11 protein-coding genes are annotated in these 17,931 nt (G+C 46.4%); 10 read left to right on the plus strand and 1 reads right to left on the minus strand.

Translation table 11 applies throughout. The features are described 5' to 3' along the window. Positions 1–24 precede the first annotated feature (24 nt). Positions 25–552: an endonuclease domain-containing protein gene (locus ACRD6K_RS18955; RefSeq protein ID WP_430974524.1), complete on the plus strand. Its 528-nt coding sequence runs from the start codon at positions 25–27 to the stop codon at positions 550–552. 185 nt (positions 553–737) lie between these two features. On the opposite strand, the gene ACRD6K_RS18960 is transcribed toward ACRD6K_RS18955, so the two are convergent. After that, positions 738–2,684: a glycoside hydrolase family 3 protein gene (locus ACRD6K_RS18960; protein WP_430974525.1), complete on the minus strand. Its 1,947-nt coding sequence runs from the start codon at positions 2,682–2,684 to the stop codon at positions 738–740. 191 nt (positions 2,685–2,875) lie between these two features. On the opposite strand from ACRD6K_RS18960, the gene ACRD6K_RS18965 reads away from it, so the two are divergent. The 9 genes from ACRD6K_RS18965 (at position 2,876) to ACRD6K_RS19005 (ending at position 17,890) form a co-directional block, all read left to right on the plus strand. After that, positions 2,876–4,888 carry an alpha amylase C-terminal domain-containing protein gene (locus ACRD6K_RS18965; protein WP_430974526.1) on the plus strand — a complete coding sequence of 671 codons (2,013 nt, stop codon included), beginning with the start codon at positions 2,876–2,878 and terminating at the stop codon, positions 4,886–4,888. Position 4,889: 1 nt separating this feature from the next. Then, positions 4,890–5,906 (plus strand): GSCFA domain-containing protein, encoded by a 1,017-nt coding sequence (locus tag ACRD6K_RS18970; RefSeq protein ID WP_430974527.1) that lies wholly within the window; start codon positions 4,890–4,892, stop codon positions 5,904–5,906. A 103-nt stretch (positions 5,907–6,009) separates the two neighbouring features. Further along, positions 6,010–7,956, plus strand: a complete 1,947-nt coding sequence (locus tag ACRD6K_RS18975) for an amylo-alpha-1,6-glucosidase (protein ID WP_430974528.1) — start codon at positions 6,010–6,012, stop codon at positions 7,954–7,956. An 18-nt stretch (positions 7,957–7,974) separates the two neighbouring features. Next, positions 7,975–9,267: a glycosyltransferase family 4 protein gene (locus ACRD6K_RS18980; RefSeq protein WP_430974529.1), complete on the plus strand. Its 1,293-nt coding sequence runs from the start codon at positions 7,975–7,977 to the stop codon at positions 9,265–9,267. A gap of 13 nt (positions 9,268–9,280) precedes the next feature. Further along, the gene (locus ACRD6K_RS18985; RefSeq protein ID WP_430974530.1) at positions 9,281–10,639 is read left to right on the plus strand and encodes a glycoside hydrolase family 57 protein; all 1,359 of its coding nucleotides are present in this window, start codon (positions 9,281–9,283) and stop codon (positions 10,637–10,639) included. Between the two features lie 130 nt (positions 10,640–10,769). Continuing rightward, positions 10,770–13,358: an alpha-glucan family phosphorylase gene (glgP, locus tag ACRD6K_RS18990; RefSeq protein WP_430974531.1), complete on the plus strand. Its 2,589-nt coding sequence runs from the start codon at positions 10,770–10,772 to the stop codon at positions 13,356–13,358. Positions 13,359–13,595: 237 nt separating this feature from the next. Continuing rightward, positions 13,596–15,416 carry a patatin-like phospholipase family protein gene (locus tag ACRD6K_RS18995; protein ID WP_430974532.1) on the plus strand — a complete coding sequence of 607 codons (1,821 nt, stop codon included), beginning with the start codon at positions 13,596–13,598 and terminating at the stop codon, positions 15,414–15,416. A gap of 215 nt (positions 15,417–15,631) precedes the next feature. Beyond that, complete coding sequence (locus ACRD6K_RS19000; RefSeq protein ID WP_299582566.1) at positions 15,632–16,207, plus strand: helix-turn-helix domain-containing protein; 576 nt, start codon at positions 15,632–15,634, stop codon at positions 16,205–16,207. A gap of 30 nt (positions 16,208–16,237) precedes the next feature. Then, positions 16,238–17,890, plus strand: a complete 1,653-nt coding sequence (locus ACRD6K_RS19005) for an AMP-binding protein (protein ID WP_430974533.1) — start codon at positions 16,238–16,240, stop codon at positions 17,888–17,890. Positions 17,891–17,931 lie beyond the last annotated feature (41 nt).

The following is a 17,931-nucleotide window of genomic DNA, read 5'->3' on the forward strand; positions in this document are numbered from 1 at the left end:
TCAACTTTTTAGACCGATAAACACATGCATTCAGCATCGAAACTCAACTGTCCGGCTCAGGCCCATTTCCCCGCCTGCCAAGGAGGGGTGGCCCCGACTTGTCGGGGACGGGGTGGTCAAAACATGCAGCAAATAAGGAGCTTGACTAATTCCCGTATTTTTCAGAACTTCAATAAAAAAATGGTCAGGCTTAATAACCATAACTACCTGAAGAATTACCGCAAAGGCTTACGTAGTCATTCAACGGCTGCTGAAGCAAGCTTGTGGAAACTGCTAAAAAACAAACAAGTTGCTAAGCTAAAATTCAGACGACAGCATTCCATCGGAAATTATATTCTTGATTTTTATTGCCCGGAACTTCAGCTGGCCATTGAACTGGATGGAGAAACGCACGCCGGATACCATGCTGAAGAGAAAGATCGTGAACGAGACGCATTTATGAAACAGAATGGGATTGAAGTTCTTCATTTTGAAAATCGCTGGGTTTATGAATACCCACAGGATATTATTGAGGAAATTGAGAAAGTTAAGGAGCGAAAAGCAAAAATGTAATTTAACTGACTTATGCACTCCGAACTAAAATTCCCAACAACCACCTACTCCTTTCTCCTCCTTGGCAGGAGGAGAAAGGAGTAGGTGGTGTTTACTAAAGTCATTAAAAATCGACAAACCTACGAGTCCAAGTCCTTATGTACTCATGCACTCATGCACTGAGAACTATCAACTGTCACTCTTCCTCACTCGTAAGTCAGTCCAAAGCCAAAGGGAAACAAGGGGTCTTTTGAGTCGTAGGGCAGGTCTTCCTTTTGGGCGCTTACTGCTTCCATGGACGATGGCACTTCGAAAGGCAGCTTTCCTGTTGGGGTAATGTTTCCAAACAAAATGTCCAGCACGGCATCATCCTGGGCGCCAAAGTCGGCGAGCAGGCCACTGCACTGGCGGCTGATTTCGGGAATCACCGGCGGGCGGTCCATATACAGGCAAATAATGGTGGGTTTTTGCTGTATGATCTTCAGGATCCGGGTCAGCTCGGGTTCCGGGAAATTCAGGTTTCCCTGGTGGAACTTATTCTCCATGAAATCGTCATCCCGCTCTTCGAAAGGCGTTCTCAGGCGCAGGATGGCCACATCGGCTTCATCCAGTTTGGCTGGCTGGGCATAGTTTGCAATTGCTGCGGGAGCAATATTCTCGGTGTACACCTTAATTCCTTTTTGCAGCGGAAGGATCGGCGTGCCAGTAGCGTTTGCTTTGTTTTTCAGCAGCACCAGTGATCGGCGCTGGGCTAACTTCCCCTTGGCAGCAAAGGCTTCCTGGTTGACAATCTCAACCGCGCGGTCCGGATCAACAAAAGGATCGTCGAACAAGCCCAGCACAAATTTGGCGTGCAGCAAGCGGCGGGCCGATTCATCAATTCGCTTTTCTGAAATTTCGCCTTTCCGAACCAGCCGAAGCAGTTGGCGGGTATGCATGTTGCCGCCAAACTGGTCAACACCGGCACGAATGACCTTGGCAATCCGCTCTTCAACCGGAAGTTTCTCTACGCCCCAGTTTTTGGCTTCCACCAATTCGTACCCCAGAAACGAAAACCCTTCAATGATGCCCCAGTCGGTACATACCACGCCATCGTATCCGTATTCTTCGCGCAGCAGCTTGGTAATGATTTCCTTGTTGAAGCTCATGCCCACATTTTCGTTGGTCTGGTCCACCGCAATGCCGTAATAGGGCATGATCATGGCCGTGTTGGCTTTTAAGGCAGCCTGAAAGGGGATTAAATGATACTTGAAATTGTTGCCGGGGTAAACCTGGTTTTTGCCATAGTGAAAGTGGGCATCTTCGCCGTTTTCCTGGGGGCCGCCACCCGGCCAGTGCTTGGTCATACAGGCCACACTGCTGGGGCCCAGCTCATCGCCCTGAAAGCCGTAAATATAAGCCGCGGTCATTTGGGCGGCCAGCTGGGCATCTTCGCCAAAGGTGCCGTTGATGCGGGCCCAGCGCGGATCGGTGGCCAGGTCGGCCATGGGGTGCAGGGCTGTCCGGATGCCTACGGCACGGTATTCCTGGCTGGCGATGCGTCCAAACTCAACCACCAGCGCCGAGTCGCGGGTAGCTGCCAGCCCAATGGGGTCCGGCCATCTCGACCAGTTTCCCCCCAATAGTTCGGTATCGGGTTGAATGCCGTGTCGCGGGTCGGTGCTGATGCTTACCGGAATGCCCAGCCGTGTTTTCTCGGCCAGTTGCTGGATTTTGTTCGACCAGAGTGCCAGCTCCCGTGTTCCGGGAACCGCAAACAGGTTGAAATGATTAAGCTTTCGGTGGATGATGGCGTCGTAGGTCGAAACCGGGCTGAGGATGCTGGGTTTAGCTTGAAGCTCACCTCCGTCGTCAATGCCAATTGGCGGATGCCACATCAAACCAACTTTTCCTTCCAGTGTCATTTGTTTCAGAATATCGTCCACCCGAACCTCCACCGGCTGGCGGCGGTCTTCATAAGGATCAAGCTTTCCGTTCTTATTCAGGTCACGAAACTGAAGCCCGTCAACAGTTAATAAGGATACTGCCTGCAGTTCTTTTTCCGCTCGCTTGTTCACCAGCCTGTAATAGCTGTTAAAAATGAGGGTGGCCACCAGGATGATTCCAAGGGCGATCAATACAAAATAGAGTGTGGCTTTAAATAGTGTTTTCATGTTGGCATCCATTCAGCTTTTGTTGTATAAGATAAGCGGAATTAAGTTGTGGATGAAATTTTATCGACTGTTCAATAATAGGTTTTGGTTAATTCTTCAGAAAACATGGATGAATAATTTATTGTTGATTTAAAAGTGACTTTAGGGGAAGCTATCGCGCAATTTTTTATCTTTAGAGAAAGCATTCAACTATGGAATTACCTCAACTTGTTAAGAACGACCGATACCTGGAGCCGCATGCTGCGGTTATTGTGGAACGCCTGAATCAAGCCCGCGAAAAAGAACATGAGCTCACGCAGCAAGGCTCGTTGCGCGACTTTGCCAGCGGACATCATTGGTATGGTTTGCATAAAACAGCAGACGGTTGGGTGATTCGCGATTGGGCGCCCAATGCTTCGCAGATTTTTATGATTGGCGAATTCAACAACTGGGAAGAGCAGGAAGCCTACCGCTTGAACCGGATTGGTGATGGAGGCTGGGAACTGGTGTTGGGGGAAGAGCAGTTGAGGCACGGACAGTTGTATGCCTTTTCCATGCACTGGAATGGAGGAAGTGGAAAACGAATTCCGGCCTGGAGCAAGCGTGTGGTGCAGGATGAGCACACCAAGCTTTTCAATGCACAGGTGTGGATTCAGGAGAAGGATTTTGAATGGAAGCACCCGGATTACAAACGAACCGATGAAGCGCCGCTGATTTATGAAAGCCATATTGGCATGGCCGGCGAAGAAGAACGGGTACACACCTACAATGAATTTCGCGAGCAGGTTTTACCTCGAATCAAAGCTGCCGGATACAACACGGTGCAGTTGATGGCGATACCGGAACACCCGTACTACGGAAGTTTTGGTTACCATGTTTCCAGTTTTTTTGCGCCTTCCTCGCGTTTTGGTACGCCCGAAGAGTTGAAACAGCTGATTGATGAAGCGCATGGCATGGGGCTGGCGATTATTATTGACCTGGTCCACTCGCATGCGGTAAAGAATGAAATGGAGGGCCTCGGTAACTACGATGGTACCCGCTACCAGTTTTTTCATTCCGGCGCCAAGGGCGAGCATCCGGCATGGGATTCTTACTGCTTCAATTACGGTAAAAATGAAGTCTTGCATTTTCTGCTGTCCAACATTCGCTACTGGCTTGAAGACTTTAAGTTTGATGGCTTTCGCTTTGATGGGGTAACCAGCATGCTGTATTTCGATCATGGGCTGGGTAAAGCCTTTACAAAATATGACGATTACTACGATGGAGGCGTGGACCCAGAAGCGGTCAGTTATTTCTACTTGGCCAACAAGCTGATTCACGAAGTGGCACCCAATGCGCTGTCGATTGCCGAAGAAATGAGTGGCATGCCCGGGCTGGCCACGCCCATTGATGAGGGAGGCTATGGCTTTGACTACCGGATGGCTATGGGCGTGCCCGATTTTTGGATCAAGCTGATTAAGGAGGTGCCGGATGATAACTGGGATATGGGGCAGATTTTTCATGAGCTCACCTCGAAGCGCATGGACGAGAAGGTAGTGAGTTATGCCGAGTCGCACGACCAGGCACTGGTGGGTGACAAGACCCTGATCTTCCGTTTGCTCGACAAGGAAATGTATTATAGCATGCGGAAAGATCAGCCGAACATGATTGTTGACCGGGGAATGGCTTTGCATAAAATGATAAGGCTGGCCACGGTGACCTGTGCCGGCGGAGCTTACCTCAATTTTATGGGCAATGAGTTTGGGCATCCCGAGTGGATTGATTTTCCGCGGCAGGGAAATGACTGGTCGTACAAGCATGCCCGACGAATCTGGAGTTTGACCGACAATACGGAGTTGCGTTACCACTTGTTGGCTGATTTTGACCAGGTGATGATGCAGTGGGTACGGCAGGAGCATTTGCTGGAAACTCCGGAAGTGAATTGGCGTTATGACAATAAGATGGATAAGATTTTGAGTTACCAGCGGGGCGATTTCCTGATGGTCTTCAATTTTCATCCAACCCAGTCTTTTACCGATTATGGAATTCCTTCTGAGCCGTCCAAGTTCAAAATCATTTTCACAACCGATGAGGAACGCTTTGGAGGACAGGAACGCATTGACCAACGAATGACTTATTTTACGCGGCCGTCAGCCGGCTTCGCGAGTCAGCACTATTTGCATCTCTACTTACCGGCACGAACAGCCTTGGTCTTAAGAAGAGAAGCGTTTAAACGAATACGATAATATGAATCAGTTTTTTACAGAAGTTAAATTAAAAGATTTTGGATGGGAGATTAATCATCAGTCGAAGCTGATGATGGCAGGATCCTGTTTTGCTGAAAATATTGGGCTAAAAATGCAGCGGCTCAAGTTTCAGGTGGATCTGAATCCCTTTGGAATTTTATACAATCCGCAATCGTTGGCCAAAAGTCTTCGCTTGCTGATGGAGGAAAAACAATATACCGCCGACGACTTATTTGAGCACCAGGGCGTGTGGCACAGTTTTGACCATCACAGCCGCTTTTCTTCTACCGATAAGCAGGAAGCGCTGGATGGTATGAACCGGCAATTGGCTCAGTCGGCAGCGCATTTGAAAACAAGCGATTTTTTGATTCTTTCGATGGGGACTGCCTGGATTTATGAGTTGAAACGAACCGGCGAAATCGTGTCAAACTGCCACAAGTTGCCGGCTGCTGATTTTAAGCGACTTCGCCTGACGCCGGGCGAAATTGTGGAAGAATACCGGGAGCTGATTTTAGCGCTTTGGAAATTTAACCCAAACTTAAAGATCCTCTTCACAGTCAGTCCAATACGCCACTGGAAAGATGGTGCCGTGGAGAATCAGCTTAGCAAAGCCACCTTGTTGCTGGCCATCGACCGGTTGGTAACCGGCTTCGGAGAAGAGCAATGCGCCTACTTCCCATCCTACGAGATTGTGATGGATGAACTACGTGATTATCGGTTTTATGCGCCTGATATGTTGCATATTAGTGAGCAGGCGGTAGAGCACATCTGGCAAAAGTTCTGCTCAAAAATGCTGAGCAAGGAAAGCCTGGAAGTCAATAAAAAGGTAATGAAGATTGTGAAGGCCCGCGAGCATCGTCCGCAAAATGAAGATGCTCAGGCTTACGCGAAATTTCTGTTATATAACTTAAAAGAGATCAGTAAATTATTGGAAATTTTTCCTTTTCTTAATTTAGAAAGTGAAAAAAAACACTTTGAACAGGAATGGATTGGTTATCAGCAGAGAGCCGGTAAATGAACCGGTTTCTTTCTTTACATTTGTGCATAGCCTCGCTGGCTTTCTGATCGCCTGTTCAGACAAATAGAAATTACTCAATTGATAAAGCCCAAAGTCTGGAACTATGAGCTACCTAAAATTTGATAAAAGTCGTTTAGTGAACCTGGAGTATTCCCTGTCAAGAGAAGTACTCCGGTCCAATCGGACAGGTTCGTATGTAAGTACAACTATTTCCGGATGCAACACCCGAAAATACCATGGACTGCTGGTTTGTCCGCTGGATGAACTAGACGGAGACCGGCATGTACTGCTCTCAGCTTTTGATGAGACCGTTGTTCAGCGTGGTGCTGAATTCAACCTGGGAATTCACAAATATGGCGATGATTATTATGAGCCCAAAGGACATAAATACATCCGGAACTTTGTGATTGACCGCATCCCAAGAACAACGTTTCGGGTTGGCGGGGTCATTCTTCATAAGGAGCGAATTTTGGTTCCTGAGGGGCAGCAGGTACTTACCCGGTACACCCTTAAGGAGGCCAGTTCGCCTACCGTGTTGAGGTTTAAGCCTTTTTTGGCGTTTCGGAGTGTGCATCAGTTGAGTAAGGCCAACCTGTATGCCAACACCAAGTATCAGAAGGTGCCCAACGGAATAAAAATGAAACTGTATGAGGGCTATCCGTTTTTGCACATGCAATTTTCAAAACCTGCCGAGTTTATTGCGGTACCTGACTGGTACAACAATATTGAATACCTGAAAGAGAAAAACAGAGGATATGATTATCAGGAAGATTTATTTGTGCCGGGTTATTTTGAAGTGCCGATAGAAAAAGGAGAAAGCATTGTTTTTTCAGCCTCTACCAGCGAAGTGAATGCCAATGCTTTGAAAACCCGGTTTACCCGTGAGCTCAATAAACGACATCCCCGTGATACCTTTATTGGCAGCCTGGTGAATGCCGGACAGCAGTTCTTTGTATTCAAAGGACAAACGGCGGATCTGGTGGCCGGTTTCCCCTGGTATGGCTACATGCCACGCCAAACCTTTGTTGCGTTGCCCGGCCTGACGCTTGACCTAGAAAAGACAGACTTGTTTGAAGCCGTGGTTGACACCCAGTTGAAGTATCTTAAAGATGGCTTGTTTCCCTGTGTGAATGGGAAGCGACATCCGGCTTACCATTGCATGGATACGCCGCTTTGGTTTTTCTGGGCCTTGCAACAATATGCCAATGAGGTGAAAAACAGCAATTATATCTGGGAAAAGTACGGGCAGGCGATGAAGCAAATTCTGGATGCTTATCGCAATGGAACCAACTTCAACATTCGGATGAACCACTTGGGCTTGATTGAAGGGGAAGCTGAAAACATGGCCTTGACGTGGATGGATTCTTATGTTGGCGGAAAGCCGGTGGTACAACGTGCCGGCATGCCTGTTGAGGTGAATGCTTTATGGTACAACACAATTTGTTTTGCCCTTGAACTGGCGCAGGCTGTGGGCGACAAGGCCTTTGTGAAAGAGTGGGAGGCTTTGCCCAAGCAGATCGCTGATTCCTTCATTCAGGAATTCTGGTGCGAAGAACATGGCTATTTGGCCGACAGCGTGCGAGGCGATAAGAAAGACTGGTCGGTTCGCCCCAACATGGTCATTGCCGCAGCGCTTGACTACAGCCCTTTGGATCGGGAAAAGCAAAAACAAATCCTCAGTGTTGCCAAGCAACAGCTGTTAACACCCAGAGGCTTGCGGACTTTGTCGCCCGAGAGCAATGACTATGAGGGAATTTGTGCTGGAAGTGTGGCTGAGCGGGAGAAAACATTGCACATGGGAACGGTTTGGCCTTGGTTGTTGCAGTTTTTTGTTGAGGGGTACCTGAAAATTCATAAAAGAGGTGGTTTGCCCTTTGTCAAAAAAATAATTGAGGGGTTTGAAGAAGAAATGACAGAGCATTGTATTGGTACCATTCCTGAGAATTATAATGGTAATCCGCCACACAAAGGGAAGGGAGCGATATCGCAGGCCTGGAGTGTTTCTGCCTTGATTCGTGCCTATAAAATGGCTCTTAAATTTATCGAATAACTGAAAAACGGAATATTTATGAAAGTTTTAATGTTTGGTTGGGAGTTTCCTCCACACATTTCCGGAGGTTTAGGTACAGCTTGTTATGGATTAACCAAAGGGCTGGCAGAATACAAGGATGTGGAAGTCATTTTTGTTGTTCCCAAGGCGCATGGTGACGAGGATCAATCAAGCATGAAACTGATCGGAGCGAACGAAGTCCCCATTACCCGAAAACAAGTTCAGTTTCGGGACCTTCAGCGTAAAATTGACTATTACGAAGTAGAATCCGGCATGGTACCTTACATGGATCCGGAAGAATTCTGGAAATTAAGCAGTAAGAAATATTCAAAAAAGACGCGCTTTGTTGAAACCAATGAAGAAGGACGGTTGGAGTTTACCGGAACATATGGCAATGATCTGTTGCACGAAATCTACAAGTATTCGCTGGTGGCTGAGGTGATTGCCCGCGACGAGGAGTTTGACCTGATTCATGCGCATGACTGGCTGGCTTATCCGGCAGGCATTGCCGCCAAGGAGGTTAGTGGAAAGCCGCTGGTGATTCATGTGCATGCCACTGACTTTGACCGGAGTGGCGGAAGTGTAAATCCTCAGGTGTTTGAAATCGAGCAACGCGGCATGCAGGCCGCTGATAAAATTATTACGGTGAGCAACATGACCCGCCGGATTGTGATTGAAAAATACGGCATTGATCCGCAGAAGGTAACCACGGTTTACAATGCGGTGGAACCCTTAAGCCGGGAAGACAAAATCCGCCTGAAGAAAGGAGTCGATGAGAAGATCGTCACTTTTCTGGGGCGCATTACCATGCAAAAAGGACCGGAATATTTTGTGGAGGCAGCCAATTTGGTGCTGAAGCAAATGAAAAATGTTCGTTTTGTGATGGCCGGAAGCGGAGATATGATGAACCGAATGGTGAAACGTGCTGCTGAATTGAAAATCGCGGATCACTTTCACTTTACGGGCTTCCTAAAAGGGGATGATGTTTTTGATATGTTCCGAATGAGCGATGTGTTTGTCATGCCATCCGTGTCGGAGCCTTTTGGCATTGTGCCGCTTGAAGCCATGCAGACCAATGTGCCGGTTATTATTTCAAACCAGTCAGGTGTTGCGGAAATTCTGAAATATGCCGTCAAAACAGATTACTGGGATGTGCACGCCATGGCCGATGCCATATACGGCCTGCTGAACTACCCGGGAATGTGGAACATGTTTATGAAACATGGAAAAAAAGAAGTGGACAGTTTGCAGTGGAAAAACTCTGCTAAAAATGTTCGCGATGTGTATTACCAAGCATTACAAAACGATTAAAAAGACAAAAGATATGAGAGCCATTTGTTTTTATTTTCAAGTTCATCAGCCTTTTCGTTACCGTCGTTACCGTTTTTTCGATATTGGAAATGATCATTACTACTACGATGATTATGCCAATGAAACCATTCTTCGAAAAGTAGCTGACCATTGCTATTTGCCGACCAATAAACGGATGCTTGAGCTCATTAAAAAGCATAAAGGAAAATTTAAAATTGCCTTTTCCATTACCGGAACTGCGCTGGAACAGTTTGAACTGTATGCGCCCGAGGTGCTGCAGTCTTTTCAGGAATTGGCCCAAACCGGACAGGTGGAGTTTTTGGCCGAAACTTATTCCAACTCACTGGTGGCCTTGAAAAGCAAGGAGCTTTTTGAAGAACAGGTGCAAAAACACAGCGAAACCATTGAGCATTATTTTGGGCAGAGACCGCAGGTTTTTAGGAATACCGAACTGGTTTATTCCGATGAAATAGGTGCCATGGTGGCTGATATGGGCTTTAAAGCCATGTTAACCGAAGGGGCCAAACATATTCTGGGTTGGAAGTCGCCCAACTTTTTGTATTGCAATGCAATTAAGCCCAGACTAAAGGTATTGATGCGCAACCACAAATTGAGCGATGACATTGCTTTTCGCTTTTCCAACCAGGCATGGAATGAATACCCTTTGACGGCCGAGAAATTTGTGCGTTGGATCAATCATGATAAGAAGGATGAAATTATCAACCTGTTTATGAACTATGAAGCCTTTGGCGAACGTCAATCTGAGGAATCCGGTATTTTTCGCTTTATGGAGCATTTGCCCCAGGCGGTGTTCAGCCAATCCAATTTCCGTTTTGCAACGCCTTCCGAAATCGCTGATGAGTTTCAGCCAGTTTCGGCGGTTAGTGTGCAACATCCTATTTCGTGGGCGGACGAAGAGCGGGATATTACTGCCTGGCTGGGCAATGAAATGCAGCAGGAGGCCTTCGATAAAGTATACCAGCTGGCAGACCGTATGAGCAAGGTAAGTGATGAAGCCTTGAATAAAGACTGGCATTACCTTCAGGTAAGTGACCACTTTTATTACATGAGTACCAAATTTTTCTCTGACGGAGAAGTGCATAATTACTTCAATCCTTATGAAAGTCCTTATGAAGCGTTTATCAATTTCATGAATGTGTACAGCGACTTTAAACTAAGACTCAATACATTTGTTCCAGAGAGTGAGCTGGAAATCAAATTGGCTGCACTCAATAAAGTTTTGGGAGAGAAGGAAGAAAAGTTAAAAAAATATGAGCTGGAGATTGCTCAGCTTCAAAGCCGGGAAAAACGAAAAAAAGCCGCAGCTAAATCGAAAACGACTTCAATAAAAAAAGCAAAAAGCAAGAAATAAGTATAGCGAAATGACAGTGAATCTGATCGTTGTGAGAAATTGAAGGAAGCGTTGTATGCTTGGACGCTTTTTCAAATTAACATGCTTAAGATTCAGTTTGAAATGAGTTTAGTAAAACATTAATTGTTAGATGGAGATGAAGACAGAAGGTGTAAGATATATTAAGCGACCTGTTGTAGATATGCCCAATTGGAAAAAGTTGTTTGTTGAGTCGAACTTGCCGGAGAAGTTAACTCCTTTGAAAGAGTTAAGTAAAAACCTTTGGTGGGCCTGGAATACCGAAACCAGTGAATTATTTGCCAGTATAGATGGAGATGTATGGGAAGACTGTGAGCGTAACCCAATTACGCTTTTGGAACAGGTGAGCTACCAGCGTTTTATCGAATTGGAAAGCGATGAAGCCTTCCTTGAAGCGATGAATCAAATTTATGGCCGTTTTCAAAATTACCAGAAGGAACGGGAGCAACGGGAAGGGCCCAAAGTGGCTTATTTCAGTATGGAATATGGTTTACATGACAGCCTGAAGATATTTTCAGGTGGCCTGGGAATTCTTGCGGGTGATTACCTGAAAGAAGCCAGCGATTCGAAAGCGAACCTGGTGGCTGTAGGGCTGCTTTACCGGTATGGGTATTTTAAACAAACCATTTCGTTGCAAGGCGACCAGATGGCCAACTACGAAGCACAGCAGTTCTCGAAAATACCAGTGCAGCCGGCTTTAGACAAAGCCGGAAAGTGGATCCAAGTGGAAGTGGAGTATCCCGGACGGACGCTTTATGCGCAGGTTTGGGAAGCGAAAGTTGGAGCCGTTAGCTTGTATTTGCTTGATGCTGATTTTGATGCGAACAGTGAGAACGACCGTTTTGTAACGCATCACCTGTATGGCGGAGATAATGAAAACCGGCTGAAGCAGGAAATGTTGCTTGGTCTGGGGGGAATTCGCGCCCTGCAGAAACTGGGCCATCGGGATGCTGAAATCTACCACTGTAACGAAGGGCATGCTGCTATGATTGGGCTGGAGCGGATTCGGGGTTTGGTTGAAGAAAGTAAGCTGACCTACGCCGAAGCCAAGGAAATTGTTCGGGCGTCTACCTTATTTACAACGCACACGCCGGTTCCTGCCGGTCACGATTCGTTTCACCAGGATTTGTTTGCCACGTATATGAATAAATTCCCGGCGAAAATTGGTTTGGCCTGGGAAGAATTCATTATGCTTGGGAAAGCTGCTCCGCATGAAGATCATTTCAACATGAGTTTCTTGGCGGCAAACCTGTCCCAAGGCATCAATGGTGTTAGTATGCTGCATGGCGAGGTCTCTAAACATATTTTAAAACCCTTGTATCAGGGCTATTTATCCGAAGAACTGAATATTGGCTATGTGACCAATGGTGTTCATTACGATACCTGGACTGCCAATGAGTGGAAGACCATTCATCAGAAATATTTTGGCGATAACTTTACCCGCAACCAGCTGGATGCTGATTTATGGGACAAGATTTATAAAGTGCCTGATGAGGAAATTTGGGAACTCAAAGAGAGCCTGCGAGCCAAGCTGATTGAGTATATCAAGAAACGTTTTGCCGATAACTGGGTGAAGCGGAATGAAAGCCCCAAGTTGATTACAGAGGTGATTAGCAGTCTTAATCCCAAAGCATTGACGATTGGTTTTGCCCGGCGTTTTGCCACCTACAAGCGGGCGCATTTGCTGTTCCGCAACCTCGATCGTCTGGCGGCAATTGTTAATAATCCCGAGTGTCCCGTTCAGTTTATTTTTGCCGGGAAGGCCCATCCTGCTGACAAAGCCGGACAGGATTTGATTAAATACATTATCGAAATTTCCAAACGTCCCGAATTTCTGGGTAAGATTCTATTCATTCAGAATTACGATATGGATTTGGCCAAACGATTGCTTCAGGGGGTTGATATTTGGTTGAATACTCCAACCCGTCCGCTTGAAGCTTCCGGAACCAGCGGTGAAAAAGGAGTGATGAATGGAACCTTGCACTTTTCGGTATTGGATGGCTGGTGGGTGGAAGGTTACCACGAAGGGGCCGGTTGGGCTTTGCCTTTGGAGCGATCTTACGATGTTCAGGACTTTCAGGATGAATTGGATGCGCAAACAATTTACAACCTGTTTGAGGATGAGATTGTACCGACTTTTTACAAGCGGAACGCAGATAATATTCCTGAAGAGTGGGTTGGCTACATCAAGAATACACAGGCTCAGGTGGCGCCAAACTTTACAACCAGCCGGATGATCCGGGATTACCAGGAGCGCTTTTATGTGCCGCAGGCAGCGCGTGGCAATCGGTTGAAAGCGGATGATTTTAAAGAAGCACGGGAAATTGTGGCCTGGAAGAATAAGGTTGCCTCCACCTGGGAGAGCATTGAGCTCAAGGAACTTGAAATGGCAGATGGTATTACCAACGCCATTCGTATTGGAGAAGAATATCTGGCACAGGTGGTTCTGGATTTGAAAGGTCTGTCGCCCGACGAAGTAGGCGTGGAAATTGTGATGACTGAGACGGCTGGCCTCAATGATGAACCGGAACTGGTAGAGCGAAAGGAATTTGACTTGGTGAAAACCGGAAATGGGCTGACCACTTATAAATTAAACCTTCGTCTGGTTCATCCGGGGGCTTACAATTACGCCATTCGGATGTTCCCCAAAAACGAAAAATTACCACACCGGCAGGATTTTAGATACCTTCGTTGGTTCTGATAAAAGGGATTGAAAATGACTTTGTAAACGGAAGATAGGCTTAATGGTTGTCTTCCGTTTTTGCGTTTGACAGAGCGGTGAAACCATTCTCCGATTATATTTGACTCGTCTGCTTTTTATGTTGTATCTTTAGTACTAAAACCAGTTAGCCCGACCAACCGTGAAGTTGGCTTCGTCCAACATCTTCTCCCTGCAAAGCAAGTATGCTTTTGAATGTTAACCCTAAAAAAACGTGGTATGACTGAACCTAAAACAATTCGGATTGGTATTTGCATGGCCGGTGCTGTTTCGGCAGGCGCTTACACAGCTGGAGTGATTGATTATTTGCTCGAATCGCTGGATCATTGGCAAAAAGCCAAAGACTTGAACTTGCCGGGAGTTCCCCGGCATAATGTGATCATCGAAGTGCTTACTGGAGCTTCGGCCGGAGGAATGACCGCAGCGATTAGCTCTTGTGCCTTTCAGCAACGATTTCCGCCGGTAACAACAGCCAACTACCAATCATCGGAAGCCGCCAGCAATCCCTTGTTTGATGCCTGGGTGAACCTGACCGAAAATGAGTATCAAAACATGATGGAGCAAATGCTGGATACGGAAGATATCATTCGGCATCCGGGCCATGAAGTGAAATCGCTTTTTGATTCTGGCTTTATTGAAAAAGTCGCTTCCCGCTTGATTGATCCTGCAGTTAAAGATCCACAGGTCGACCGGCCTTATGTTGCTTCGGATTTGGAAATTCTAACCACCCAAACCAATTTGCGGGGGTACAATTATGAGTTGCGCTTTAAAACGGCTTTGGGTGAAAGCGTTCATCGCATGACCCGTCACCAGGATTTGGCGCATTTCAAACTTTCCGAAGATGGGCACTACGAAGGGAATGGCATGATTCCTTTGTCGTTTAATAGTATAGAAGGAGTTAATAAGGAATTATTGATTGATGCTGCCATTGCCACCGGAGCATTCCCGGTAGGCTTAAGTCCCCGTAAATTGAGCCGTTCACCACGTTATGTGCTTGATAATTTGTTTCTGAACACGGGGAAAGAGCATCTCAAACTGGAAACGGAACACGATTATACCTGTGTGAATGTGGATGGCGGGGTGATCAACAATGAACCTTTTGGCCTGACAGACCAGATTTTGATACGTCGCGCCAAGGATTGCCTGCTGGCAGAAGGGAAAAAGATGGAAGCCCGCAACTATGAGTTAAAACGGTCTGCATCGTCGTTCGATACCACCCTGATTATGATTGATCCTTTTCCGAGTGATCAGGGGATGGTGGAGGAAAACGAACCCATGGACGCGATTAAGTTTGCCGTTCCGGAGTTGGTGAATGCTATGCGGCAACAATTGATGTTTAAGGAGGAAGAGTTGGTTAAGGCTTACGATGAGGAAAACTACACCCGTTTTATGGTGTTGCCTGTCCGTTATCAGAATCATGAAAAGCAGAGCTTTCCCTTAGCATGTGGTGGTTTAGGCGGCTTTGCCGGGTTCTTTAAAAAGGAATTCCGGGAGCACGACTTCTTATTGGGACGGCGAAATTGTCAGCTTTTTTTGCAAAAGTATTTCAGCGTTCCGTTGGAAAAGAACAATCCCATCCTGATGGCAGGATACCGTGATGTAGAACGCTTCCGGATTCCGGCGCATGAAGGACCCGGTGTCTTTCTGCCGATTATCCCGGATTTGCGGGTGGTGGAAAACCCGGATGGAACAAGTCGATTGCTGGAGCAGGTGCCTGAAGAAACTGGTATTGCCTATGATTCGGTTAAAATGAGTGTGCGGGAGTTGCGGGAGTTGGAAGATAAACTGCAGGATCGGTTTGAAGCAGTATTGGAAAACATCATGAATGGCGAACGGCATGGACAAGGCGATAAGGCTCCCAGCCAAATCATTGGCCGCTTGCGCCAAAAAAGCCTGCTGAAAAAGATCCTGTTGCGGGTGGCTTCGCGGGTGGGGAGGCGTGTTGGTATTGCCCAAGCCAAAAAGCTAATGGCTACGAAATTCCTCGATGCGGTCATTATTGAACTGGAGAAGCGGCATTTACTTTTGGATGATCTCTGATTTTGTGTGCTTTTTGAGCAAAATACCTGCGATTTTTAATTCACTTCGATATGAATTCTTTAGTAAAAATCTGGATTTTTTCACAAGTCGGATTGAAATTTATATTGTTTCTAAATGTCATGTAAATGGCGATAAATAAGCGGTTTCTTGGAAGTTCAGGTTTGTCTGGCTTAAAAATAAAATTAAATTTGTGACCAGACTTAAAGTGGACCAGCATGGCAAAAAAACATGATCTTGGAAAGAAAGTAAAGCAAATTCGTGAGATGAAAGAAGTAAGCCTGGAAATCATGGCCGAAAAAACGAATATCAGTATTGATCAGCTTCAAAAAATAGAAAAAGGTGAGGTGTTGCCTTCTCTGGCACCCCTCATAAAAATAGCCCGGGCCTTGGGTGTTCGTCTTGGAACTTTCCTGGATGACAGCAGTAACCTGGGGCCGGCAATTGTGCGTGCCAACGAGCATGAAAAAGGCGTTCGGTTTACCTCGCAGCAAAATGGCTCGCGTGAACACCTGAATTTTCTGTCGCTGGCATTTGACAAAGTAGGACGTAACATGGAACCATTTATCGTAGAAATAGAACCCGGAGAGCAATCGGATTACATGCTATCATCGCATGAAGGAGAAGAGTTTATCTATGTTTTGGAAGGACAAATCGAGATAAATTATGGTAAAGAACTGTATCAACTGGGAACCGGTGACAGCATTTACCTGGACTCCATTGTATCGCACAATGTGCATGCAGGAAACAAACAGCCAGCCAAAATATTGGCGGTAGTGTATGCTCCTTACTAAAACACGCTTCGATTTATAAAAGAAAGAAAAATGCAATTACTCGACTACACGCTAGGCGGAATTTTAGAGAAGTATGCTTACGAAACTCCCGATCAGGAATTCATCGTGTATCCTGATCGCGACCTGCGTTTTACTTACCACGAATTTAACGAACGGGTAGATAAACTGGCCAAAGGGTTAATGTTCAACGGGGTTGGCGTTGGCGATAAAGTGGGCATCTGGGCCAATAATGTTCCGGATTGGTTAACTTTTATGTTTGCAACGGCAAAGATCGGAGCAGTTCTGGTGACTATTAACACCAACTACAAGCTGGCCGAGCTGGAGTATTTGCTGAAGAATGCAGATATTCATACCCTGTGCCTGGTGGATGGTTGGCGCGACAGCGACTATGTCAACATGATATTTGAGTTGGTGCCGGAGCTGAAAACGCATCTCCGCTGTCATCTCAAATCAGAGAAGTTTCCGGAACTTCGCAATGTTATTTTCATTGGGCCGGAAAAGCACCGGGGCATGTTTAATACCGCCGAACTGATTTTGCTTGGTGAGCATCTGGATGACCTGGAGTTGGAAGAAGCTAAGCTGAAGGTGAATCCACATGATGTGGTTAACATGCAATATACATCAGGGACAACTGGTTTTCCCAAAGGGGTCATGTTGTCGCATCACAATATTCTGAACAGCGGCTATTCGGCTGGCGAATGCATGAAATTTACCGCCGACGATCGTTTGTTGGTATGTGTACCTTTCTTCCACTGCTTCGGTTGTGTTTTAGCGGTTTGTGCGATTGTTAGTCATGGTGCAACCATGGTTGTTACTGAAAATTTTGATCCGTTGATGGTGCTTGCCTCGGTGGAGAAAGAGCGTTGTACGGCGCTTCATGGCGTGCCTACCATGTTTATCGCCGAGCTTAATCACCCCATGTTTAACATGTTTGATCTGAGTTCGCTGCGTACCGGAATTATGGCGGGCGCTTTGTGTCCGATTGAGACCATGAAGGAAGTGATGACCAAAATGCACTGTAAAGACATCATCAGTGTGTATGGTTTAACCGAAACTTCACCGGGAATGACGGCAACACGCAGCCACAACTCGGCAGAAGTACGTGCCACAACGGTTGGTTTTGAATTTCCGAATGTAGAAGTGAAGATTGTCAATCCGGAAACGGGAGAAGAGTGCGAAGAAGGCGAGCAGGGAGAGATTTGCTGTCGTGGCTATAACATCATGAAAGGCTACTACAAAAATGAGGAAGCTACCCGAAATGCCATTGATGAAGACGGATGGCTGCATTCGGGGGACCTGGCCGTGAAAACTACCGATGGGTTTTACCGGATCACCGGACGAATTAAAGACATGATTATCCGTGGCGGTGAAAACATCTATCCCCGTGAAATTGAAAACTTCCTGTACCAAATGCCGGAGATTGAATCGGTAGAAGTTGCCGGAATTCCCAGTCCCAAATATGGAGAGCAAGTGGGGGCATTCATCAAACTGAAAGAAGGAATGACCCTAGAACAAGAAGACATTAAGGAGTACTGCCGTGGAAAAATTGCCCGGTTTAAAATTCCAAAGTACATCTTCTTTGTTAAAGAATACCCGATGACTGCCAGCGGAAAAATACAAAAATACAAACTGAAAGAAGTTGGTCTGGAATTACTGAAGAAACAAGGGATTGAGGTGGTATAGCCCCAACCGATTGTTTGGGATTCCGGATCGGAATAAACTAA

This window comes from Sunxiuqinia rutila, assembly GCF_050589705.1.
GTDB classification, from domain to species: Bacteria; Bacteroidota; Bacteroidia; order Bacteroidales; family Prolixibacteraceae; genus Sunxiuqinia; species Sunxiuqinia rutila.

Bases quoted from the DNA above. Each gene is read 5' to 3' on its own strand.
- ACRD6K_RS18955 (WP_430974524.1), top strand. From the start codon at position 25: ATGCATTCAGCATCGAAACTCAACTGTCCGGCTCAGGCCCATTTCCCC.
- ACRD6K_RS18960 (WP_430974525.1), bottom strand. From the start codon at position 2,684: ATGAAAACACTATTTAAAGCCACACTCTATTTTGTATTGATCGCCCTT.
- ACRD6K_RS18965 (WP_430974526.1), top strand. From the start codon at position 2,876: ATGGAATTACCTCAACTTGTTAAGAACGACCGATACCTGGAGCCGCAT.
- ACRD6K_RS18970 (WP_430974527.1), top strand. From the start codon at position 4,890: ATGAATCAGTTTTTTACAGAAGTTAAATTAAAAGATTTTGGATGGGAG.
- ACRD6K_RS18975 (WP_430974528.1), top strand. From the start codon at position 6,010: ATGAGCTACCTAAAATTTGATAAAAGTCGTTTAGTGAACCTGGAGTAT.
- ACRD6K_RS18980 (WP_430974529.1), top strand. From the start codon at position 7,975: ATGAAAGTTTTAATGTTTGGTTGGGAGTTTCCTCCACACATTTCCGGA.
- ACRD6K_RS18985 (WP_430974530.1), top strand. From the start codon at position 9,281: ATGAGAGCCATTTGTTTTTATTTTCAAGTTCATCAGCCTTTTCGTTAC.
- glgP (WP_430974531.1), top strand. From the start codon at position 10,770: ATGGAGATGAAGACAGAAGGTGTAAGATATATTAAGCGACCTGTTGTA.
- ACRD6K_RS18995 (WP_430974532.1), top strand. From the start codon at position 13,596: ATGACTGAACCTAAAACAATTCGGATTGGTATTTGCATGGCCGGTGCT.
- ACRD6K_RS19000 (WP_299582566.1), top strand. From the start codon at position 15,632: ATGGCAAAAAAACATGATCTTGGAAAGAAAGTAAAGCAAATTCGTGAG.
- ACRD6K_RS19005 (WP_430974533.1), top strand. From the start codon at position 16,238: ATGCAATTACTCGACTACACGCTAGGCGGAATTTTAGAGAAGTATGCT.